Annotated in this window: 18 protein-coding genes and 1 riboswitch; of the genes, 15 read left to right on the top strand and 3 right to left on the bottom strand. The window is 71.1% G+C overall.

The window, feature by feature from the left end:
* Positions 1-39: 39 nt before the first annotated feature.
* Complete coding sequence (gene mfd / locus ASD48_RS07520; protein WP_057600579.1) at positions 40-3,573, top strand: transcription-repair coupling factor; 3,534 nt, start codon at positions 40-42, stop codon at positions 3,571-3,573.
* A gap of 120 nt (positions 3,574-3,693) precedes the next feature.
* On the opposite strand, the gene ASD48_RS07515 is transcribed toward mfd, so the two are convergent.
* Positions 3,694-4,257: a TetR/AcrR family transcriptional regulator gene (locus ASD48_RS07515; protein WP_057600578.1), complete on the bottom strand. Its 564-nt coding sequence runs from the start codon at positions 4,255-4,257 to the stop codon at positions 3,694-3,696.
* Between the two features lie 108 nt (positions 4,258-4,365).
* On the opposite strand from ASD48_RS07515, the gene ASD48_RS07510 reads away from it, so the two are divergent.
* The gene (locus tag ASD48_RS07510; RefSeq protein ID WP_057600577.1) at positions 4,366-5,307 is read left to right on the top strand and encodes a hypothetical protein; all 942 of its coding nucleotides are present in this window, start codon (positions 4,366-4,368) and stop codon (positions 5,305-5,307) included.
* A 172-nt stretch (positions 5,308-5,479) separates the two neighbouring features.
* Here the strand turns inward: ASD48_RS07510 and ASD48_RS07505 are convergent, their stop codons facing one another.
* Entirely contained in the window at positions 5,480-5,665 is a 186-nt protein-coding gene (locus tag ASD48_RS07505) for an antitoxin (protein WP_057600576.1), read from the bottom strand.
* A 189-nt stretch (positions 5,666-5,854) separates the two neighbouring features.
* Here ASD48_RS07505 and ASD48_RS07500 point away from each other — a divergent pair, with 189 nt between their 5' ends.
* Both ASD48_RS07500 and ASD48_RS07495 read left to right on the top strand, forming a co-directional pair.
* Positions 5,855-6,601: an HNH endonuclease family protein gene (locus tag ASD48_RS07500; protein WP_057600575.1), complete on the top strand. Its 747-nt coding sequence runs from the start codon at positions 5,855-5,857 to the stop codon at positions 6,599-6,601.
* Between the two features lie 425 nt (positions 6,602-7,026).
* Entirely contained in the window at positions 7,027-7,770 is a 744-nt protein-coding gene (locus tag ASD48_RS07495; protein ID WP_057600574.1) for a hypothetical protein, read from the top strand.
* A 70-nt stretch (positions 7,771-7,840) separates the two neighbouring features.
* Here the strand turns inward: ASD48_RS07495 and ASD48_RS07490 are convergent, their stop codons facing one another.
* Positions 7,841-8,230 carry a hypothetical protein gene (locus tag ASD48_RS07490; protein WP_242432524.1) on the bottom strand — a complete coding sequence of 130 codons (390 nt, stop codon included), beginning with the start codon at positions 8,228-8,230 and terminating at the stop codon, positions 7,841-7,843.
* Between the two features lie 283 nt (positions 8,231-8,513).
* On the opposite strand from ASD48_RS07490, the gene ASD48_RS07485 reads away from it, so the two are divergent.
* The 11 genes from ASD48_RS07485 to ASD48_RS07435 all read left to right on the top strand — a co-directional run bounded on the left by ASD48_RS07485 (position 8,514) and on the right by ASD48_RS07435 (position 21,569).
* The gene (locus ASD48_RS07485; protein ID WP_057600573.1) at positions 8,514-9,344 is read left to right on the top strand and encodes a glycoside hydrolase domain-containing protein; all 831 of its coding nucleotides are present in this window, start codon (positions 8,514-8,516) and stop codon (positions 9,342-9,344) included.
* 201 nt (positions 9,345-9,545) lie between these two features.
* Complete coding sequence (locus ASD48_RS07480; protein ID WP_057600572.1) at positions 9,546-10,190, top strand: SurA N-terminal domain-containing protein; 645 nt, start codon at positions 9,546-9,548, stop codon at positions 10,188-10,190.
* Positions 10,191-10,277: 87 nt separating this feature from the next.
* Entirely contained in the window at positions 10,278-11,273 is a 996-nt protein-coding gene (locus ASD48_RS07475) for a nucleoside triphosphate pyrophosphohydrolase (protein ID WP_199875657.1), read from the top strand.
* A gap of 46 nt (positions 11,274-11,319) precedes the next feature.
* Positions 11,320-14,010, top strand: coding sequence for a hypothetical protein (locus tag ASD48_RS07470; protein ID WP_057600571.1), 2,691 nt, complete (start codon positions 11,320-11,322; stop codon positions 14,008-14,010).
* Positions 14,007-15,302 (top strand): cytochrome P450, encoded by a 1,296-nt coding sequence (locus ASD48_RS07465; protein WP_057600570.1) that lies wholly within the window; start codon positions 14,007-14,009, stop codon positions 15,300-15,302. The genes ASD48_RS07470 and ASD48_RS07465 overlap by 4 nt, the downstream gene beginning before the upstream one ends.
* 205 nt (positions 15,303-15,507) lie before the next feature.
* A complete protein-coding gene (locus tag ASD48_RS07460) occupies positions 15,508-16,515 on the top strand; it encodes a transglycosylase family protein (protein WP_057600569.1) in 1,008 nt (335 codons plus the stop codon).
* A gap of 204 nt (positions 16,516-16,719) precedes the next feature.
* Positions 16,720-16,906: riboswitch (cyclic di-AMP (ydaO/yuaA leader) on the top strand.
* 3 nt (positions 16,907-16,909) lie between these two features.
* Entirely contained in the window at positions 16,910-17,626 is a 717-nt protein-coding gene (locus ASD48_RS07455; RefSeq protein WP_057600568.1) for a transglycosylase family protein, read from the top strand.
* A gap of 428 nt (positions 17,627-18,054) precedes the next feature.
* Entirely contained in the window at positions 18,055-19,341 is a 1,287-nt protein-coding gene (eno, locus tag ASD48_RS07450; protein ID WP_057600567.1) for a phosphopyruvate hydratase, read from the top strand.
* Between the two features lie 159 nt (positions 19,342-19,500).
* Positions 19,501-19,977 (top strand): septum formation initiator family protein, encoded by a 477-nt coding sequence (locus ASD48_RS07445; RefSeq protein ID WP_057600566.1) that lies wholly within the window; start codon positions 19,501-19,503, stop codon positions 19,975-19,977.
* Positions 19,978-20,085: 108 nt separating this feature from the next.
* Complete coding sequence (locus tag ASD48_RS07440) at positions 20,086-20,631, top strand: DUF501 domain-containing protein (RefSeq protein ID WP_057600565.1); 546 nt, start codon at positions 20,086-20,088, stop codon at positions 20,629-20,631.
* Positions 20,628-21,569: a Ppx/GppA phosphatase family protein gene (locus tag ASD48_RS07435; RefSeq protein ID WP_057600564.1), complete on the top strand. Its 942-nt coding sequence runs from the start codon at positions 20,628-20,630 to the stop codon at positions 21,567-21,569. Before ASD48_RS07440 ends, ASD48_RS07435 begins: the two co-directional genes overlap by 4 nt.
* Positions 21,570-21,920: the final 351 nt, after the last annotated feature.

Here is a 21,920-nt window from a genome sequence, read left to right as displayed (position 1 = left end):
GACGCACCCCGGCCCCTCGGACGGAAAGCCCAGCCCTCCATGAGCCTGCACGGTCTGCTCGACGCCGTCGTCAAGGACACCGCCCTCGCGGAAGCGATCCCCGCGGCCGCCGACGCCAACCGCATGCACGTCGACCTGGTCGGCCCCCCGGCGGCCCGCCCCTTCGCCATCGCCGCCCTCGCCCGCGAGACCGGCCGCACGGTCCTCGCGGTGACGGCCACCGGCCGCGAGGCCGAGGACCTGGCCGCCGCCCTGCGCTCACTGCTCCCACCGGACGGCGTGGTGGAGTACCCGTCCTGGGAGACGCTGCCGCACGAGCGCCTCAGCCCGCGCAGCGACACCGTCGGCCGCCGCCTCGCCATCCTGCGCCGCCTCGCCCACCCACGCCCCGACGACCCGGAGACCGGCCGGATCTCGGTCGTCGTGGCGCCGGTCCGCTCGGTGCTCCAGCCGCAGGTCAAGGGCCTCGGCGACCTGGAGCCGGTGGCGCTGCGCACGGGCCAGACCGCCGACCTGAACGACATCGTCGAAGCCCTCGCGGCAGCCGCCTACGCGCGCGTGGAACTCGTCGAGAAGCGCGGCGAGTTCGCCGTACGGGGCGGCATCCTGGACGTGTTCCCGCCCACCGAGGAACACCCCCTGCGCGTCGAGTTCTGGGGCGACGACGTGGAGGAGATCCGCTACTTCAAGGTCGCCGACCAGCGCTCCCTGGAAGTCGCCGAACACGGCGTGTGGGCCCCGCCCTGCCGTGAACTCCTGTTGACGGAAGACGTGCGCACGCGTGCGCGTGCCCTCGCGGAGGAGCACCCCGAGCTCGGCGACCTGCTCGGCAGGATCGCCGAGGGCATCGCCGTCGAGGGCATGGAGTCCCTGGCCCCGGTGCTGGTCGACGACATGGAGTTGCTGATCGACGTCCTGCCCAAGGGCGCGATGGCCGTCGTCTGCGACCCGGAGCGGGTACGCACACGTGCCACCGACCTCGTGGCGACGTCCCAGGAGTTCCTCCAGGCGTCCTGGGCGGCCACCGCCGGCGGCGGTGAGGCACCCATCGACGTCGGCGCGGCCTCCCTGTGGTCCATCGCGGACGTCCGTGACCGCGCGCGCGAGCTGGACATGATGTGGTGGTCGGTGTCGCCGTTCGCGGCCGACGAGGAACTGGACGCCGGCACCCTGAAGCTCGGCATGCACGCCCCCGAGACCTACCGGGGCGACACCGCGAAGGCGCTGGCCGACACCAAGGGCTGGCTGGCCGACGGCTGGCGCGTCGCCTTCGTCACCGAGGCGCACGGCCCCGCGGCCCGCACGGTCGAGGTGCTCGGCGGCGAAGGCGTCGCGGCCCGCCTGGACGCGGACCTGACCGAGCTGAGTCCCTCCGTCGTCCACGTCTCGTGCGGCTCGATCGACTACGGCTTCGTCGACCCGGCGCTCCGCCTCGCCGTGCTCACGGAGACCGACCTGTCCGGCCAGAAGGCGGCCGGCAAGGACGGCGCGCGCATGCCCGCGCGCCGCAGGAAGACCATCGATCCGCTCACCCTGGAGGCGGGCGACTACATCGTCCACGAGCAGCACGGCGTGGGCCGCTACATCGAGATGGTGCAGCGCACGGTCCAGGGCGCCACGCGCGAGTACCTGGTCGTGGAGTACGCGCCCGCCAAGCGCGGCCAGCCCGGCGACCGTCTCTACATCCCGACCGACCAGCTGGAGCAGATCACCAAGTACGTCGGCGGCGAGGCACCCACGCTGCACCGGCTCGGCGGCGCCGACTGGACGAAGACCAAGGCACGCGCGAAGAAGGCGGTCAAGGAGATCGCCGCCGACCTGATCAAGCTGTACAGCGCGCGGATGGCGGCCCCCGGGCACGCCTTCGGCACGGACACCCCCTGGCAGCGCGAACTGGAGGACGCCTTCCCCTACGCGGAGACGCCCGACCAGCTCACGACCATCGCCGAGGTCAAGGACGACATGGAGAAGACGGTCCCGATGGACCGCCTGATCTGCGGTGACGTCGGCTACGGCAAGACCGAGATCGCCGTCCGGGCCGCCTTCAAGGCCGTCCAGGACGGCAAGCAGGTCGCCGTCCTGGTGCCCACCACCCTCCTCGTGCAGCAGCACTTCGGCACCTTCAGCGAGCGGTACGCGCAGTTCCCGGTCAACGTAAGGGCGCTCTCCCGCTTCCAGACGGACACGGAGGCGAAGGCCACCCTGGAGGGGCTGCACGAGGGCGCGGTGGACATCGTCATCGGCACCCACCGGCTGTTCTCCTCCGAGACGAGGTTCAAGGACCTCGGCCTGGTCATCGTCGACGAGGAACAGCGCTTCGGCGTCGAGCACAAGGAGCAGCTGAAGAAGCTCCGCGCGAACGTGGACGTCCTGACGATGTCCGCGACCCCGATCCCCAGGACGCTGGAGATGGCGGTGACGGGCATCCGCGAGATGTCGACGATCACCACGCCCCCGGAGGAGCGCCACCCGGTGCTCACCTTCGTCGGCCCCTACGAGCAGAAGCAGATCGGCGCCGCCATCCGCCGCGAACTGCTGCGTGAGGGCCAGGTCTTCTACATCCACAACCGGGTCGAGTCGATCGACCGCGCGGCGGCGAAACTGCGCGAGATCGTGCCCGAGGCGCGTATCGCCACCGCCCACGGCCAGATGTCGGAGACGGCGCTGGAGCAGGTGGTGGTCGACTTCTGGGAGAAGAAGTTCGATGTGCTCGTGTCGACGACGATCGTCGAGTCCGGCATCGACATCTCCAACGCCAACACGCTGATCGTGGAGCGCGGCGACACCTTCGGACTGTCCCAGCTGCACCAGCTGCGCGGCCGGGTCGGACGAGGGCGCGAGCGCGGTTACGCCTACTTCCTCTACCCCCCGGAGAAGCCCCTCACGGAGACCGCCCACGAGCGTCTCGCCACGATCGCCCAGCACACCGAGATGGGCGCGGGCATGTACGTGGCGATGAAGGACCTGGAGATCCGGGGCGCCGGAAACCTGCTCGGCGGCGAACAGTCCGGTCACATCGCGGGGGTCGGCTTCGACCTGTACGTCCGCATGGTCGGCGAGGCGGTGGCGGACTACCGGCGTCAGCTGGAGTCCGGCGGGGTCGAGGAGGAGCCGCCGCTCGAGGTCAAGATCGAGCTGCCCGTCGACGCGCACGTCCCGCACGATTACGCGCCCGGCGAGCGGCTGCGTCTCCAGGCCTACCGGTCCATCGCCTCCGCCAACTCGGAGGAGGACGTCAAGGCGGTCCGCGAGGAACTGGTCGACCGCTACGGCAAGTTGCCGGAACCGGTGGAGAACCTGCTGCTGGTGGCGGGGCTGCGGATGCTGGCACGCGCGTGCGGTGTCGGCGAGATCGTGCTCCAGGGTCCCAACATCCGCTTCGCGCCGGTGGAGTTGCGGGAGTCCCAGGAGCTGCGCCTCAAGCGGCTCTACCCCGGGACCGTCCTCAAGCCGGCCGCGCACCAGATCCTGGTGCCCCGCCCGAAGACCGCGAAGGTCGGCGGCAAGCCGCTGGTCGGACGCGAACTGCTGGGCTGGGTGGGCGAGCTGCTGGCGACGGTGCTGGGCTCGTAGGCCGCGGCCGCGCCCGCGTGCGGGGGACGCGGCCACCCCCGGGCCACCGGCCGGATCCGTCCGCCGGTGGCTCGGCCCGGCTCGGCCTGACCCGGTCGGCCTGACCCGGCCCGGCCCGGCTCAGGCCGACGGGAACAGCACCATCGGCAGCGCGCGGAGTACTTCCTCGGGGTCCTCGTTGCCCAGGAGGCCGTCGAGGTTGTGGCCGAGCAGGAGGGTGGCGAAGCCGTGGGCCAGTGACCAGACGGCGATACGGGTCAGCCGGGCGTCCGTGCCGTCCTCGGCGGGTGCCGTGGTGGCGATGGCGTCGGTGAGGGCGGCGGCCGACAGGGCGCGGGCCGTGGTCAGCTCCAGGTCGTCGGCGCGCAGCAGTTCGGGCGAGAACATCACCTGGAAGTGCGCCGGGTGTTCGCGCGCGAAGCGGACGTAGCGCGCACCCGCGTCCCGTAGATCCGACGCCTCCGCCAGCGCGGTGGCCAGCAGCCCGTGTCCCTCCGCCGCGATCGCCGTCAACAGACCCGTGCGGTCCCGGAAATGGTGGGCCGGCGCCGCGTGCGAGACACCGGCGCGGCGGGCCAGGTCGCGCAGGCTCAGCCCGGTGGGGCCGTCGGCGGCGATGACGTCGAGGGCGGCGGCCAGGATGGCGCGCCGCAGGTCACCGTGATGGTAGGGGCGGTCGCTCATGGACAGCAGCGTACGCGGTATCTAGGCATTGACAAGTTCGCGAAGCTCGGGCAATCTTGTCAGTGTCAAGTTGTGGTCGATGTCCGAACGCGACGAGGGGGAGACGTCATGTCCGAGAATCACGAGCACCAGGCAACCGAACAGGCCGAGCGGGACAAGGGGTTCGCGCAGGATGCGCGAGGCGAACAGGTCGCGCCGGCGCAGGCGCGCCGGCTCTGGCATCTGCTGGAGCCGCTGCACGCGGTGGTCTACTACGCGCCGGAGGTCTTCGAGGAGGCCGACGCGCTCGGCTACTCGACCGAGGACCGCTGGGGGAGTTATTTCCCGTTCCGTGCCGCCCCGTTGGGTCCCGTGAGCGCCGAAGCGGTGACCTCCGCCTTCTACAGTTTCCAGCCCGGCATGGTCGCCCGGTATGTCGAGGACGCCTGGAAGGTCGCCACCCCCGAGGCGGCCCTGGCGGCGCGGCGGAGAGGCATCGACCGGCTGTACCGCAAGCTGTTCGGTGACCTGGTGGACAGTCCCGAGCTGGCCGAGGCCGCCGCTCTCGCCCGCCGCGCCGCCGAGGCGGCCGTCACGGCGGGGCGTCCGCTCGCCGCGGCCAACGCCGCGCTGGAGTGGCCGAGGGAGCCCCACCTCCAGCTCTGGCACGCGGCGACCGTCCTGCGTGAGCACCGCGGCGACGGTCATCTCGCCGCCCTGCTGCACGCCGGCCTCGACCCGGCCGAGGCGCTGGTGTCCTTCGCGGCGATAGGTGCCGCGTCCGTCGAGCGCTTCGAGAGCCGCGGCTGGACCCGTGAGGAATGGGCGGCGGCGAGCGAGCGACTGGCGGCCAGGGGTCTGCTCGAGGCGGACGGTACGGCGACGGAGGCGGGCCGTGACCTGCGCCGCCGTGTCGAGGAGGACACCGACCGGCTGGCACTCGGCCCCTGGCAGGCCCTGGGCCCGCACCTCACGGAACGCCTGGCCGCCCTCCTCGGCGACTACTGGGTCGCGGTGCTGGGATCGGGGCTGCTGCCCTCGGAGTCGACGCTCGGCATCGGGAGGGTGTGAGCGCCGCCGCCGCGCAGCGCCGCCGCACCGGGGGCAGGGCGAAGCCGCCCGCGGCGGGGTAGCTCTGCGCGGACGGCCTCATGTGCCGGGTGATGTCGGTGGCTTCGGCCCCAGGAGTATTCGGGCCGAGCTGCGGCCGGGCGTTGCGGCCGGATCGGGTCGAGACTGCGGGCTAGGGCCGGTCAGGCCGTTCCTCGTCCATGCCGAGCCGCTCGTGCAGCTTCTGCTGCCCGGAGTCGACCTGGGACTCGTACTTGTTGCCCGTCTTCTCGTTCGCCTTCTGCTCCGCGGCGTCGGACATGTTCCTGGCCTTGTCCTGTGCCGACTTGTTGCTCTTGAACCTGTCGAGGATGCCCATCCAGAGCTCCTTCCGGAGGTGACTCCCCACCGACGATATTCCCGACAAGTACGAGATGCCCACTTGAACCGGTGGTGGTCTGGACCTCCCGACCACCCCCGAGCGCGCCCGGACTACCGTGTGTGCCAATCCCCGTCAGGGGAAAGCGCCCTCTTGCGGGGTGGTATCGGGCAGGCAGGGGAGGGGCGCGTGAGGCGTCTGAGGGGTGGGGCGGCGGTTGCCGCCGTGCTGATGTGTGCCGTATCGGTGGCCGGATGCAAGGAGCAGGTCACCGGCTCGGACTCCGGCTCCGGTGCCGCGGGAGCGACGGCGGGCGGTGGAGCGGGGCGCGGCGGAGCGGCTCTCGCGGCGGCCGAGTCGCTGGCCGTGAAGGGGCGGGCGCCCAAGACCGGCTACGACCGGGAGAAGTTCGGCTCCGCCTGGGCGGACACGGACTCCAATTCCTGTGACACCCGTGACGACATCCTCAAGCGTGACCTGGAAGAGGTGAAGTTCACCGGCGGCGCGTGCAAGGTGTCCTACGGCGTGCTGGAGTCGGACCCGTACTCCGGGAAGGACGTGACGTACCGGCGTGGCAGCAGCAAGGTCGACATCGACCACGTGGTCGCCCTGTCCGACGCCTGGCAGAAGGGCGCCAAGTACTGGGACGCCGGCAAGCGCATCGCTCTCGCCAACGATCCCCTCAACCTCCTGGCCGTCGACGCGAGCACCAACCGCTCCAAGGGCGACGGCGACACGGCGACCTGGCTGCCGCCCAACAAGGCCTACCGGTGCACGTACGTGGCGGCGCAGGTCGCCGTGAAGAAGAAGTACGAACTGTGGGTCACCGCGGCGGAGAAGTCCGCGATGGAGAAGGTCCTGGAGACCTGCCCCGCCCAGAAGCTCCCCACCGGGGGCAACCCCACGAAGGCACCGGAGCGTTTCCACGCGGGGTGAGCGGCCCGGCTGACCAGCGGCGGACCGGTGTCAGACCGGCAGACCGGTGGCGGGCCGTTTGGCGGACCGGTGTCAGACCGGTGGTGGCACGGCGGCGCCCCCTATGGCGGCGGGCGGCGGCCTCACGCTGCCCTGCGGCGGCCCTGGGACAGCCCCAGGCCGTCCCCCCGCTGGCCCGGGTCGGCCTAACGGCAGTCCCACGGAGACCGCCTGACGGAAGCCACCGAAATTCCGAAGCGACCGAGTCCTGAAGCGACTGATTCCCTGAAGCGACCGCCTCTTTGCAACGACCGAGTCTTTGAAGCCACCGAGTCCCCGGAGTCCCCCGGAGCCCCCGGAGCCCCCGAAATTCCTGAGACGCCCTGGACCGTCGAGGCGGCGAAAATCCAGTCCCGTCCGCTCGGCTCCTCGCCTACCGTGACCCTATGGAAATGAAGGTGTCCAGTCTCGCCGACCGTCCCGACATGCTCGGCCCGGTCCAGGACATGCCCGACACCTGGCCGGAGTTCGCGACACAGGACCCGGTGGGCAACGCGCACTACGGCCGGATCCCCGTCGAGTTCCCGGAGTACGTGCTGTTCGCGCAGGACGAGCGGGGCGAGGTCGTCGCCCATGCCTACAGCGTGCCGTTCGCCCTGCACGCCGACGGCCGTGGCGGGTTGCCCGCCCGGGGCTGGGACCAGGTCCTCGTCTGGGCCTTCGCCGATCAGCGGAACGGGACGCGGCCCGACACGGTGAGCGCGATCTCGATCGTCATCGCCCCGCACGCGCAGGGTCTCGGGCTGTCCGGGCGAATGCTCGCGGCGATGCGGGACAGTGCCCGCGCGAAGGGCTTCACCGAGGTCGTGGCCCCGGTCCGGCCGAACGCCAAGCACCTCGAGCCGCGCACTCCGATCGAGGAGTACGCGCACCGGGTGCGGGAGGACGGGCTGCCGTACGACCCGTGGCTGCGGGTGCACGCCCGGGCGGGCGCCGCCATCGAGCGGATCGCGCCGGCGTCGATGACGGTGGCGGGCTCGCTGGCGGAGTGGCGTCGCTGGACCGGGCTGCCCTTCGACACGCAGGGCGACGTCGAGGTGCCCGGCGCCCTGGTCCCCGTGCGGTGCGAGCCGGAGCGGGACTACGCGGTGTATGTCGAGCCCAACGTGTGGATGCGGCACCCGCTGTGAGGCGGCCCCGCGCCGCACCCGAGTGCCCGACTCGGGGCGGCTACCACCCCAAGTCCCCGACTCGGGACGGCTACCGCCCGTACGGGTACCCCTGCTGATAGGGCTGGCCCTGCGGGGCCATGGCCGCTCCGTACGCGGGCTGGGCGGCCGGGATCTTCTTGTCGAACACCGCGCTCAGCAGCAGCACCGTCGCCGTCAGCAGGGTCACCAGGATGGCGATGCCGAACAAGGCGTCCCCGTCGCCGTCGGGCGTGATCACCGCCCACGGCAGGATCGCGCACTCGTACAGCGCGAACGAGCCGAAGGCCACCCAGTCCGAGGAGAGGCCGCGGCGGGTCGCCACGTACAGGAAGGGCACCCACACCAGGAAGCCCAGCGAGCCCCAGACCAGGGCCACCCATGCGAGCCGCTGGAACCAGCCGGCCGTCAGCTGTCTCTCCGCGCCCGCCCCGGTCGGCATCGTCGGCATTGTCATGTCGCCCCCCAAGTCACCAGGGGCCAAGGGTAGGACACGGAAAGGCCGCTGCAGAGCATCGCTTCTTTACTGTGACATGAGTGAATCTTGTGCCTATGGGGGCCCTGCGTTTCCCGATCGGTGACAGGCCGCGGGTTACCGTGCGTTCCGATCAGGTGCTGGACGTCGAGCCGAGGCCGTATCGTCGCACCGGATCAGGGGATTTCAGCCGGACACGACCGTACGCAGCGAGAGCGCCGTACGCGAAGAAGCGAACGATGGGGTGGGGATGGCCGAGCACCGGCAGTCCAGAAAGCGCAGATACATCACGTGGGGAGTGGCCGGCGCGGCCGTCCTCGCGGGGGCCGGGATAGCGGCCCAGACGTCGATGGCGGCCACCACCTGGCCCGCCCAGAAGACGTACACCGGCCGCGCCTTCGACGCCTGCACCGCGCCCTCGCTGGCCGCGATGAAGGCCTGGAAGACCGACGGCTACTACGGGGGCGCCGCCGTCTACGTCGGCGGCAAGAACCGCGGCTGCGCGCAGCCCAACCTGACGGCTTCCTGGGTGAAGTCGGTCAGCACGGTCGGCTGGAAGCTGATCCCGATCTACGTGGGTGCCCAGCCGTCCTGCCAGACCGGTTCCAGCCCCGAGAAGCTCACCGCCGCCACGGCCGCCTCCCTGGGCGCGACCGACGGCGCGGACGCGGTCGCCAAGGCCTCGGCGCTCGGCATGAAGGCCGGCAGCCCGATCTACCTCGACATGGAGCCCTACGACATCACCAACAAGGCGTGCAACGACGCCGTGTTGACGTATGTGCGCTCCTTCACCAAGACGCTGCGCGCCAAGACGTACCGGGCCGGCTACTACGGCTTCAGCAGTTCCAGCGCCAAGGCCGTGGCCACCGCGACGAACAAGACGGACCTGCCGGGCAACCTCTGGTACGCCCTGTGGGACAAGAAGGAGACCACGACCACCGACTGGCCGTGGGGCGCCACCCAGTACACCGACCACAGCCGTGGCCACCAGTACATGGTGAACAGCAAGGAGACCCGCGGCGGCTACACGATCACCGTGGACCGCGACGCGTGGGACGCCCCGGTCGCCATCGTCGGCTGAACCGGATCGTCCCCGTGAGGGGTGTCCCGCGCGCGCGGGGCTGAGCCCTCGCACCGAAGAGCGGGCGACGAGCGCGCGCGGCGGTGCCCGAAGTCCCGGTGAATCGTTGGTCGAATGGGTTGGCCCCAGCCGCACCACTGCCTAACATCGATCACCGCAAGACTTTGTGCACCGTCGCACAATCTCCTCGGGAGGTTTCCCTTGCACCGCCGTCGTCGCACCGCGCTTCTGCTGTCCGCCGCGATCGTGGCGGCCCCTCTCCTCGCCGCCTGCGGGAACGACGCGCATCCCGGCGCGGCGGCCGTCGTCGGCGACCAGCGGATCACCGTCGCGCAACTGGAGAGCCGGGTGAACGAGGTGCGCACGGCCCAGCGGGCCGCGGTCACCGACGACGCCCAGTACGCGCAGGCTGTCGCCCAGACCGGCTCCCTGGCCCGCGACACCCTGCACGGCATGGTCCTCGACAAGGTGCTGCACCGCGCCGCCGAGGACGCCGGCATCACCGTCAGCCGCCGGGAGGTCCAGGAGATGCGGGCCGGCCTGGAGCAGCAGGCGGGCGGCGCGAAGGGCCTGGAGACGGCGTGGCTCCAGCAGTACGGCATTCCGCCGCAGCGTCTCGACGAGAACCTCCGCCTTCAGCTGGAGGCCCAGAAACTTGCCACCGAGCTCGGCACGAACACCAGCCAGCCCGCCTTCTGGAGCGCGCTGTCCAAGGCGTCCAAGGCACTCGATGTGGATCTCAACCCGCGCTACGGGAACTGGGACGCGCAGAAGGTCGCCCGCGTCGACGCGAAGACGCCCTGGGTACGGGAGATCTCGGCGGCCGGGACGCAGCAGACGACGTGACGACGTGACGATGTGATCGTACGACCGGGCGGTCCTTCCTGTGGATAACTCGAGGGGCCGCTGACGGGCGTGGGTTACGTTCGGGGTGTGAACGCCATCAGCTCCGCAGCTGCCCCCGCCACGGACGACGCCCCCGGCCGCGTCGTCCTGCTCACCACCAGCCACCGCGTCGCCCCCGGCCTGCTGTCCTGGCCCGCCTGGCAGGCCCTGCGCACGGCGGACCGGGTGCTGTGCGCGGACGGCACGCATCCGCAGCTGCCCTATCTGCGCGACGCGGGCGTCACGGTCGAGGAGACCTCCCCGACCGCCGAGGAATTGCTCGACGCCTGCGCCGGCGGCCGCACGGTCGTGGTCGTGGCCACCGGCGAGGGCGAACCGGCCCTCACCGACGGTCTGGCCCGCCTGGCCGGCTCCGGCCGCGTGTCCATGCCCGACCTGGAACTGCTCCCCGCCTCCTACGACCTCCCGGGTGCCCGGCTCCTCGACCTCGTCCAGGTCATGGACCGGATCCGCGCCGAATGCCCGTGGTCCTCCCAGCAGACCCACAAGGGCCTGGCGAAGTACGCGGTCGAGGAGTCGTACGAACTGGTCGAGGCGATCGAGGACGGCGACCACGACGAACTCCGTGAGGAGCTGGGCGACGTCCTGCTCCAGGTCGTCTTCCACGCCCGCATCGCCGAGGAGGACGAGGAGTCCCCGTTCTCCGTCGACGATGTCGCGGGCACGATCGTCGCCAAGCTCATCCACCGTCACCCCCATGTCTTCGGCGACGCCACGGCCACCACTCCGGAGGAAGTGAAGGAGCACTGGCTGCGCACGAAGGCGGCGGAGAAGCGGCGGGATTCGGTGACCGACGGCGTCCCCCTCCACCAGCCCGGCCTGGCCCTCGCGGCGAAGCTGGTGTCCCGGGCCCGCACGGCACGCCTGGAGGTACCGCTGCCGTCGGCCGAGGGCATCGGCTACGAACTGCTGGCCCTGGCGGCACGAGCCGAGTCGGAGGGCGTCGACCCGGAGGCGGCCCTGCGCGCGGCGGCCCGGGCGTACCGGGACGCGATCCGGGGTGTCGAGGGGGTCGATGGTTAGTACGGTGAGCTCCTGATCCGGTCGTTCGTGGGGTGCGGGGGCTTGTATGGAACGGGAGTCGGAGGAGCTGGCGGCCTGGGCCGCGGAGGTGCTCAACCGGGGGCTGCTGTCGGAGAACCGGGAGGAGATCCGACGGGCGTTCGTCGGTTGGTTCGTGCGACATGGGGGAGCCGGGTCCGTTCCGGCGCAGATCACCTCTCCGTTCGAAGGCCCTGACCGCCCTGACGGCACTGACGACCCCGACGGTTCTGAGGGCCCCGACGCTTCCCGGCGCTCCGACGGCTCCGACGGCTCCGACGCTTCCAACGGCTCCAACGGGCTTAACGGCTCCGGTGGCTCCGGTGGCTCCCGTGGTCCTGAGGAGGCGCTCGTCGAGGTCGAGGGCCGGCACTTCGGGGCCTGGCTCCAGTCCGGGAAGGGAGGGGCGCTCACCGATCTGTTCGAGCTGATCGACCGCTTCGAGCAGACTCCTTGGCTGCCCGAGCCCACTTCCCACCGTGCCGGCCCCACAGCCCGGTCCTCCGGGCCCGCTGCCCAGGTGCCCGATCCCACCACCCGCTCTCCCGAGCCCGCTGCCCAGGTGTCCGGGCGCACTGCTCAGCACGCCGGGCACCCCACCCGCTCTCCCGAGTCCACTGCCCAGCTCTCCGGGCCCGCCGACCGGCAGTCCGAGCCTCCTGTGCAGCTCTCCGGGCACCCCACCCGGTCCCCCGAGCCCACCGCCCAGCTTTCCGGGCCCGCTGACCGGGCTTCCTTCGGTGACACCGTCGGCTATTACGGCGGCAACTACCTCGGCCCTGTCGTGGGCGTTCTGAACCAGCACACCTATGCCACGCCGCCCGGGGTCTTCGTGGTGCCCGACCCCGCAGGCTGGCCCACGGTGGAGGACGCCGACCTGGTGACCCTGGGCGTTCGGCCCGCCGGGCGGCGCTCGGCGGATCAGGGGCTGCCGCCGTACGTGCCCCGCGACATCGACGAGACGCTGCGGGGCTGGACCGCGCGGGACGGGCTGCTGGTGATCACGGGCGGCCCGCTCACCGGCAAGTCGCGGACGGCCTGGGAGGCCGTGGTCCGTGAGTCGGGCCCCGGAACCCGGGTGTACGCGCCGGCCCCCGGCACGGACCTGCGCGGACTGCCCGCCCTGCTGCGCGGCCGGCACGGCACGTACGTGCTGTGGCTGGACGAGTTGGAGGGCCACCTCGGCGAGCACGGCCTGACGGTGGGCCTGCTGGCCGAACTGAAGGCGCTCGGGGTCCCGGTGGTGGCCACCATGGGCGACGACGCCTACGACACGCACCGCTTCGAAGGGGGTACCGCGTCCCGCCTGATGACGCTGGCACGGTCGGAGCGGGTGAGATCGGGGTGGAGCGAGCGGGAGGTCGAGCGGCTGACCGGCCTGCGCGACGACCGGCTCCGCGAGGCACTCGACCGGCGCGGCGCCACCAGCGTCACCCAGTACCTGGCCATCGGCGCGGAACTCCGGGCGCAGTGGCAGCGGTCCGGACGCTCCAACAGCCCCCACCGGTACGGCCATCTGCTGATCCGGGCCGCGACGGATCTCGCCCGCTGCGGCGTCACCGGGGACATCCCCCGCCGGCTGCTGGAGGAGGCGTGCCGGAGCCACCGGGCGGGCCGGCCGGCGGAGCCCCCGGACACGGAGTCGTTCCAGGAAGCGGTCGACTGGGCCGTCCAGCCGCTGCACGGGGTCACCGGGATGCTGGTTCCGGGAGCGCCGCTCCGGGTGGGGGAGAGCGAGGAGACCTGGCGGCCGTACGGCTCGCTGGTCGCCGACGCGCAGCAGGAGGCCGAGAGGGCGGTCCCGGAGGCCGTCTGGCGCTGTGCGCTGGAGGGGACGAAGTACGACACCGGGGTGCACCTGAACGTCCGGGCGACCGCCCATGCCGTCTTCTCGGCGAGGGCACGGGACGGCGACGCCGGGGCGATGCACATGCTGAGCCTGCTCTCCGAGAACGAGGCGACGGCGCTGGACTGGCTGCGCAAGGCCGTGGACGCGGGGAAGACGGAACTGGCGGGACAGGTCGGCGAGCGGCTCCTCGGGCAGGGGGAGGCGGAGGAGGCGCTGCCTTATCTGCGGGCGGCGGCGGCGGAGGCGGCGGCGAAGCCCGACGGCCCGCGGGCGCGGCTGGTCGGGCAGGCGCACCTGGTGCTGGCCGAGCAGTGGCTGCGCACGGCCGCGGACAGCCGTGACATGGCGGCGACACACCTGCTGGGGGATCTGCTGCTCGGGCGTGGCGACCTCAGCGAGGCGATGGACTACTACATCAACGCCGAGATGGCGGGATACGCCCCCGTCGCCCGGAGCGCGGCCGTGTCCTTCCTGTTGAGTCACGAGGAGGAAGCCGCCGAGGTACTGCTGGCCCGCGCCGCCGCCGACGGCGACGAGCGGGCCGCGGATTTGCTGGCCGACATCCGCAAGCCGCGGCAGAGCCTGGAGGAAGCCGCCGACTACTTCGCCGGTGACGGCATGCTGGACGCCACGCACCAGGCCGTCGTCGCGGAGAAGGAGGGGTTCCCGGAAGAGGCCCGCCAGGGGTACGAGCAGGGTCATGCCCGGGGCGACGCCTACGCCGCCTACCGGCTCGCCCTGCTCCTCGAGAGGCAGGACGACCCCGGCGAAGCCGTCCTCTGGTACCGCAAGGCCGCCGGCATGGGGCACCCGGCCGCACGGAAGGCCCTCGCGGAGCGCGGCGAGGACACCGCTACGGTCGGGGAGTGACCGAGCAGCCCGACACAGACAATCCGGACCGCACCGCTCCCGAACTCTTCACCTGGGAGTTCGCGACCGACCCCTACCCCGCCTACGCCTGGCTGCGCGAGCACGCGCCCGTGCATCGCACCGTTCTTCCCAGCGGGGTCGAGGCCTGGCTGGTCACCCGGTACGCCGACGCGAAACAGGCCCTCGCCGACCAGCGGCTCTCCAAGAACCCGGCGCACCACGACGAACCGGCGCACGCCAAGGGCAAGACCGGCATCCCCGGTGAGCGCAAGGCCGAGCTGATGACGCATCTGCTCAACATCGACCCGCCGGACCACACCCGGCTGCGACGGCTCGTGAGCAAGGCCTTCACCCCGCGCCGGGTCGCCGAGTTCGCGCCCCGGGTCCAGGAGCTGACGGACCAGCTCATCGACCGGTTCGCCGCCGAGGGGAAGGCCGATCTCATCCACGACTTCGCCTTCCCTCTCCCCATCTACGCGATCTGCGACCTGCTGGGCGTCCCGCGTGAGGACCAGGACGACTTCCGCGACTGGGCGGGGATGATGATCCGGCACGGCGGGGGCCCGCGGGGCGGTGTCGCGCGGTCGGTGAAGAAGATGCGCGGCTATCTGCTGGAGCTCATCCACCGCAAGCGCGCGGAGCTTCCCGCCGACCCGGCTCCCGGCGAGGACCTCATCTCGGGTCTGATCCGTGCCTCGGACCACGGCGAGCACCTCACCGAGAACGAGGCCGCCGCCATGGCCTTCATCCTGCTGTTCGCCGGCTTCGAGACGACCGTCAATCTCATCGGCAACGGCATGTACGCCCTCCTCACCCACTCCGAGCAGCGCGAACGCCTCCAGCGGTCGCTCACCGAGGACGACGGGGACCGCGGCCTGCTCGAAACGGGAGTCGAGGAACTCCTGCGCTACGACGGCCCCGTGGAACTCGCCACCTGGCGGTTCGCGACCGAGCCGCTGAGCATCGGCGGGCAGGACATCGCGCCGGGCGACCCGGTGCTCGTCGTGCTGGCGGCCGCCGACCGTGACCCGGCGCGCTTCTCGGACCCCGACACCCTCGACCTGTCCCGCCGTGACAACCAGCATCTCGGCTACGGCCACGGCATCCACTACTGCCTGGGAGCCCCGCTGGCCCGGCTGGAGGGCCAGACCGCGCTGGCCACCCTGCTCACCCGGCTGCCCGATGTCCGACTGGGCGTGGATCCGGCCGAGTTGAGATGGCGCGGGGGGCTCATCATGCGCGGACTGCGGACTCTGCCGGTCGAGTTCACTCCGGCGCATTCCGGCTCATAACCGATCCGCATCTGATCGGATGTCAGCCGGAGTGTGACCGTTCGGCGGAGCAAAGGTGACCGACACTCAAGTCTGTGATCTTCACGTGATCTGCGCGGCATTAACTTGTGACAAGTGATCGTCTGCCGATACGTTCTCTCGTCAGCGCGACGCATCGGTTCCACCCGCCGCGCCGGTCAGTGCTGTCCAGAGAAAGGCCCCTCGCATGCTCTCCGGGAACGGTCGTCACCGTCGCCCCCGCCAGGCCCCGGCCCTCCTTGTCGCGGCCGGAGTGACGGGCTCCGCCATCGCCATCCCGCTGCTCGCCGCCTCCGGCGCCAGTGCGGCGGACGGCACGGTGTGGGACAAGGTGGCGCAGTGCGAGACCGGCGGCTCGTGGAGCGCCGACGAGGGCGGTGGCGAGTACGGCGGCCTGAACCTCACCCAGAAGGACTGGGAGGCGAACGGCGGCCTCGACTACGCGACCAGCCCCGACCTGGCCAGTCGCAGCCAGCAGATCGCCGTCGCGCAGAAGGTGCTCGCGGCCGAGGGGATCGGCGCGTGGGGCACCTGCGGGCTGACCTCCGGGCTCACCCAGGAGAACGGCGCGCTGAACGTGGACACCGGCGTGGCGGACGACTCGTCCGACTCATCCGGGTCCTCCGGATTGTCCGACCTGTCCAGGGGGTTGTCCGGATCCTCGGGCTCGTCGTCCGACGAGGACTCCTCGTCCGACTCGTCCGACTCGTCCGCTGATTCCTCCGGTTCGCCTTCGGCGTCCGCTTCCTCCCCTTCGTCCTCTTCCTCCGCCGCAGCGGAGGACTCCGGGACGTCCGGCGGTTCCGGCGGCCGGAGCGACGGCTCGACGGGCGACAGCTCGCCCACGGCGACCCCGGGTGCGGACGACTCGGACAAATACGTCCAGGACGAAGGTTCTTGGAGCCTCGTCGACACGGGCTCCCTCGGCTCGGGCAAGCACCGCGGCGCCACCGCGGACGAGGCCGCGACCAAGAGCGCGACCGACACCGGCGCGGACGGCACCACCACCGCCTCCGCCGGCCGGCACGCCGCGGCCACCTATGTCGTCCAGGAGGGCGACTCCCTCGCGTCCATCGCCGACTCCCTTGGTATCGACGGCGGATGGCGCGCCCTCTACGCCGAGAACCAGGACCTCATCGGCGTCGACCCGAGCAACATCGCCGCCGGTCAGACCCTCGACACAGGGGTGGAATAGGGCGCAAAGCCCAAGAAAAACAGCGGGAGTTCACGTCACGCTTCGCGCCGAATGTCCGGTTTGGTGAAAGTGTGGGATGAGTCTCAGAAGCCCTGATCGTCTTTGAAATTCCGCCGATCGCGTGTCTACGGTCGAGGCCGCTCGGCAACCCGAGCCCCGGCCGTCGCAACGCCGAATCCTGCCAGCGGCGAACCGGGAACAGTCGTCGCGCAAGCGCCGTAGGCAGGAGCGGGGGACCCAAGGTAAGTGCCGCGCCGGTCGGTTGACCGGAACGGCTCGGGGTGAAGCCACACCTCCCACGGAGCAGCGCTCCGAAGGGCGAGGAAGTGGCCGGGCAACTCACACGGCCCGAACCCGACAGCTCACCTCGCAGGCGTCGGTGAGGGGATCCACCATGCTGTTTTCCGGTAAGGGCAAGCACCGCCGTCCGTCCAAGGCCACCCGCGTCGCCACGCTCGCCGGCGTCACCGGCGTCGCCATCGCCGCCCCGCTGATGGCGGCCGGCAACGCCTCCGCCGCCACCGCCTCCGAGTGGGACGCGGTCGCCCAGTGCGAGGCCGGCGGCAACTGGTCCATCAACACCGGCAACGGTTACTACGGCGGTCTCCAGTTCTCGGCGTCCACCTGGGCCGCGTACGGCGGCACCGCCTACGCCTCCACCGCCGACCAGGCCTCCAAGTCCCAGCAGATAGCGATCGGCGAGAAGGTCCTCGCGGGTCAGGGCAAGGGTGCCTGGCCGGTCTGCGGCACCGGCCTGTCCGGCGCCGCCTACAACGGCTCGAGCGCCGACTCCTCGGGCTCCGGCTCGTCCAGCTCCTCCGGCTCCTCCGGTTCGTCGAACAGCGGCAGCACCAGCAGCCGCTCGACCGACGAGCAGAGCTCCTCCCGCTCCACCGACCGCCCGGCCGCCTCCAAGACGGTCACCACCCCGACCGGCAAGAAGGTCAAGAAGGGTGACGGCGAGTACAAGGTCGTCAAGGGCGACACCCTCAGCTCCATCGCCGAGAAGCACAAGGTCAAGGGCGGCTGGGCGAAGCTGTTCGAGCTGAACAAGGACATCGTCACCGACGCCGACCTGATCTACCCGGGCCAGCAGCTCCACCTGAAGTGACATCGCGGGCTGAAGTGACACTGCGGCCTGCCGTGACACCGCGCCTGCCGTGACACCGTGCCTGTGTGACGCGGCATCCGAAGTGACACCTGGCCCCCAGAGAAGCCACAGCGCCCTCATATCCGAGGTCGGCACACTGAAGACCTCGTGAGGGTCTCCCCCCGTCCCCACGGGCTCCCCGCTCCGGTGCGTGTTCCCCCGTACGCACCGGAGCGGGGTTTCTCTTTGCCCGTTCGTCACTTCCTGTCGGCTTTTCTCGGCCACCCCCTTTGTTCCGGGCGGAAACAATAGGTACCGTCTGTCTGTCCACGGGACGGTCGGTCGGCTGCCGACGGTCCCGGGGCGGTTAGGCTCTAGTCGCAAGGCTCAGCAAGGGCTCATCAAGGCCCCTGGGCCCCGCACAACCAGCGTCACATCCCAAGAAGGAGATGCTCGTGCCGTCCATCGACGTCGTCGTAGCCCGGGAAATCCTGGACTCCCGAGGCAACCCCACGGTCGAGGTCGAGGTCGGCCTCGACGACGGCAGCACGGGTCGTGCCGCCGTTCCGTCCGGTGCCTCCACCGGTGCCTTCGAGGCCATCGAGCTCCGCGACGGTGACCCCAACCGCTACCTCGGCAAGGGTGTCGAGAAGGCCGTCCTCGCCGTCATCGAGCAGATCGGCCCGGAGCTCGTCGGCTACGACGCCACCGAGCAGCGCCTGATCGACCAGGCCATGTTCGACCTGGACGCCACCGACAACAAGGGCTCGCTCGGCGCCAACGCCATCCTCGGCGTCTCGCTCGCCGTCGCGCACGCCGCCTCCGAGGCCAGCGACCTGCCGCTGTTCCGCTACCTGGGCGGCCCCAACGCGCACCTGCTGCCGGTGCCGATGATGAACATCCTGAACGGCGGCTCGCACGCCGACTCCAACGTGGACATCCAGGAGTTCATGATCGCCCCGATCGGCGCGGAGTCCTTCTCCGAGGCCCTGCGCTGGGGTGCCGAGGTCTACCACACCCTCAAGAAGGTGCTGAAGACCAAGGGCCTGTCCACCGGTCTCGGCGACGAGGGCGGCTTCGCCCCGAACCTGGAGTCCAACCGCGCCGCGCTCGACCTCATCATCGAGGCCATCAAGCAGGCCGGTTACGTCCCCGGCGAGCAGATCGCGCTCGCGCTCGACGTCGCCGCGTCCGAGTTCTACAAGGACGGCGCGTACGAGTTCGAGGGCAAGTCCCGCTCGGCCGCCGAGATGACCGAGTACTACGAGGAGCTCGTCTCCGCGTACCCGCTGGTCTCCATCGAGGACCCGCTGTACGAGGACGACTGGGCCGGCTGGAAGGTCATCACCGACAAGCTGGGCGACAAGGTCCAGATCGTCGGCGACGACCTCTTCGTCACCAACCCCGAGCGTCTGGCCCGCGGCATCGAGGAGGGCTCCGCCAACGCCCTGCTCGTCAAGGTCAACCAGATCGGTTCGCTGACCGAGACCCTCGACGCCGTCGAGATGGCCCAGCGCAACGGCTTCAAGTGCATGATGTCCCACCGCTCCGGCGAGACCGAGGACGTCACCATCGCCGACCTCGCGGTCGCGGTGAACTGCGGTCAGATCAAGACCGGCGCCCCGGCCCGCTCGGACCGCGTCGCCAAGTACAACCAGCTGCTGCGCATCGAGGAGATCCTCGACGACGCCGCGGTGTACGCCGGCCGCAGCGCCTTCCCGCGCTTCAAGGGCTGAACCCTCCCGCGCGTCCGCTCCGCGGACCTCGGGCACGGCAAGGGCCGACGCCGCCGACCCTAACCGGGTCAAGGCTCCGCCAGTCGTACGTACGTCCCCGTACCGGTCCCGTACCGTGTGCGGGGACGTACGCACGTGTGAGACGGGAGGCGGGAAACAGTGGCCGTGAAGGACCGGGACCGTTTCTCCACCGCGACCAGGATCAAGCTGCTCGGCGAGCAGACCGCGGCCCGGGTCTACCGCTCCCAGACCAAGCGCCAGGCCCGCCGCTCCCGGCTCACCGGCCGTGCCGCGCTGCTCGCGCTCGTTGTGTGCACGCTGATCGTGGCCCTGGCCTACCCGATGCGCCAGTACGTCTCCCAGCGTGCCGAGATCGCCGATCTGGAGCGCGAGAAGCAACAGGCCGGCGAACGCGTCGAGCAGCTGCGCGACCTCAAGGCGCGCTGGCAGGACGACGCCTACGCCGAGCAGCAGATCCGGCAGCGGCTGCACTACGTGCTGCCGGGGGAGACCGGGTTCGTGGTGATCGACCCGGACGCGGCCAAGCAGTCCCGCGCCGACCTCGGGGCGGCCGACCGCCCCTGGTACTCGAACGTCTGGGACGGCGTCGACAAGTCCGACGCCTCCGACCAGTGAACCGACCGGCAGCCAGAACCGGCAGCCAGAACCCGCCCGGAGCCGGCCCGGAGCCGGTCCCGGGACCGGTGGCCGCAACCGGTAGCCAGAACCGATAGAAAGACAGGCATGGAAACGCCCCCGCCGACCACCCCGCGCACCGAGCCCACCGACGCGGACGTCGAGGCCTTCAAGCAGCAGCTCGGACGGCCGCCGCGCGGTCTGCGCGCGATCGCGCACCGCTGCCCGTGCGGTGAGCCGGACGTCGTGGAGACGGCCCCCCGCCTGCCCGACGGCACGCCCTTCCCGACGCTGTACTACCTGACGTGCCCGAAGGCCAACTCGGCCATCGGCACGCTCGAGGCGAACGGCGTGATGAAGGAGATGACGGAACGGCTCCAGGCCGACCCGGAGCTGGCCGCCTCCTACCGCGCCGCGCACGAGGACTACATCCGGCGCCGCGACGAGATCGAGGAACTGAAGAACTTCCCGAGCGCCGGCGGCATGCCGGACCGGGTGAAGTGCCTGCACGTGCTCGTCGCGCACTCCCTGGCGGCCGGCCCGGGCGTGAACCCCCTCGGCGACGAGGCCCTGGAGATGCTTCCTCAGTGGTGGCGCAAGGGCACGTGTGTGGTGCCCGCCGAGCGGGACGACACGAAGCCGGCCGCCCGATGACCCGGGTCGCCGCCGTCGACTGCGGCACGAACTCGATCCGCCTCCTCGTCGCCGACGCCGACCCGGAGACCGGCGAGCTGGTCGACCTGGACCGCCGGATGACGATCGTCCGCCTCGGCCAGGGCGTCGACCGCACCGGACGGCTCGCCCCCGAGGCGCTGGAGCGGACCTTCGCGGCCTGCCGGGAGTACGCGGCCGCCGTCAAGGAGTACGGCGCGCAGCGGCTGCGCTTCGTCGCCACGTCCGCCTCCCGGGACGCGGAGAACCGGGACGAGTTCGTGCGCGGGGTGCTGGACATCCTCGGCGTCGAGCCCGAGGTCATCACCGGCGACCAGGAGGCCGAGTTCTCCTTCACCGGCGCCACGAGGGAACTCAAGGGGCGCGCCGACCTGGCCAAGCCCTTCCTGGTGGTGGACATCGGCGGCGGCTCGACCGAGTTCGTGGTCGGCGACGACCGGGTGCGTGCCGCGCGCTCCGTCGACGTGGGCTGCGTACGGATGACGGAGCGGCACCTGGTCGTGGACGGGAAGGTCACCGACCCGCCCACCGCCGGGCAGATCGCGGCGATGCGCGCCGACATCGAGGCCGCTCTCGACCTCGCCGAGCGGACGGTCCCGCTGCGTGAGGCGCACACCCTGGTCGGCCTGGCCGGCTCGGTGACGACGGTCGCGGCGATCGCCCTGGGACTGGACGCGTACGACTCCACGAAGATCCACCACGCGAGGATCGGTCTCGACCGGGTCAGGAGCATCAGCGACGACCTTCTCCGCGCCACCCACGAGGAGCGCGCGGCGTATCCGGCGATGCACCCGGGCCGGGTGGACGTGATCGGGGCGGGCGCGCTCGTCCTGCTGGCGATCATGGAGCGGATCGGCGCGCAGGAGGTCGTCGTGAGCGAGCACGACATCCTCGACGGCATCGCCTGGTCGATCGCGTGACGCCGGCGGAGCCGCTACTTGCACTCTGCTGAGCAGGCAGGATGCGCGTATGAGCAGACCCGAGGGGCCCTTCGTGGCCCCTCGGACGCGTTCCGGGGGCACCCTCTCGGGAAAGTTCGTGAAGTTCTTCACAAGGAATTCGGCCCTGTCGGAGGACAGGGGCGTCCCCGTTGACCCTTCCGGGGGCCCTACACCCCTGTGAACGTGTTCAAAAGAGGCGTGCGCGGACGTATCGCGGAGGTCCGCGGAAGGGGTCTTCGGTGGCCCTCACGGAGCCCTTCCGAGCCCGGAGAGGCAGCTCACGCGGCATTGACAACGCCACGCCCTACACGCTGGTTCCCGCTCCGCGCC

Origin of the sequence: Streptomyces sp. Root1310 (genome assembly GCF_001426425.1) — a bacterium.
In the GTDB taxonomy this organism is placed as follows: domain Bacteria; phylum Actinomycetota; class Actinomycetes; order Streptomycetales; family Streptomycetaceae; genus Streptomyces.
This window is presented reverse-complemented; position numbering and strand designations above follow the sequence as displayed.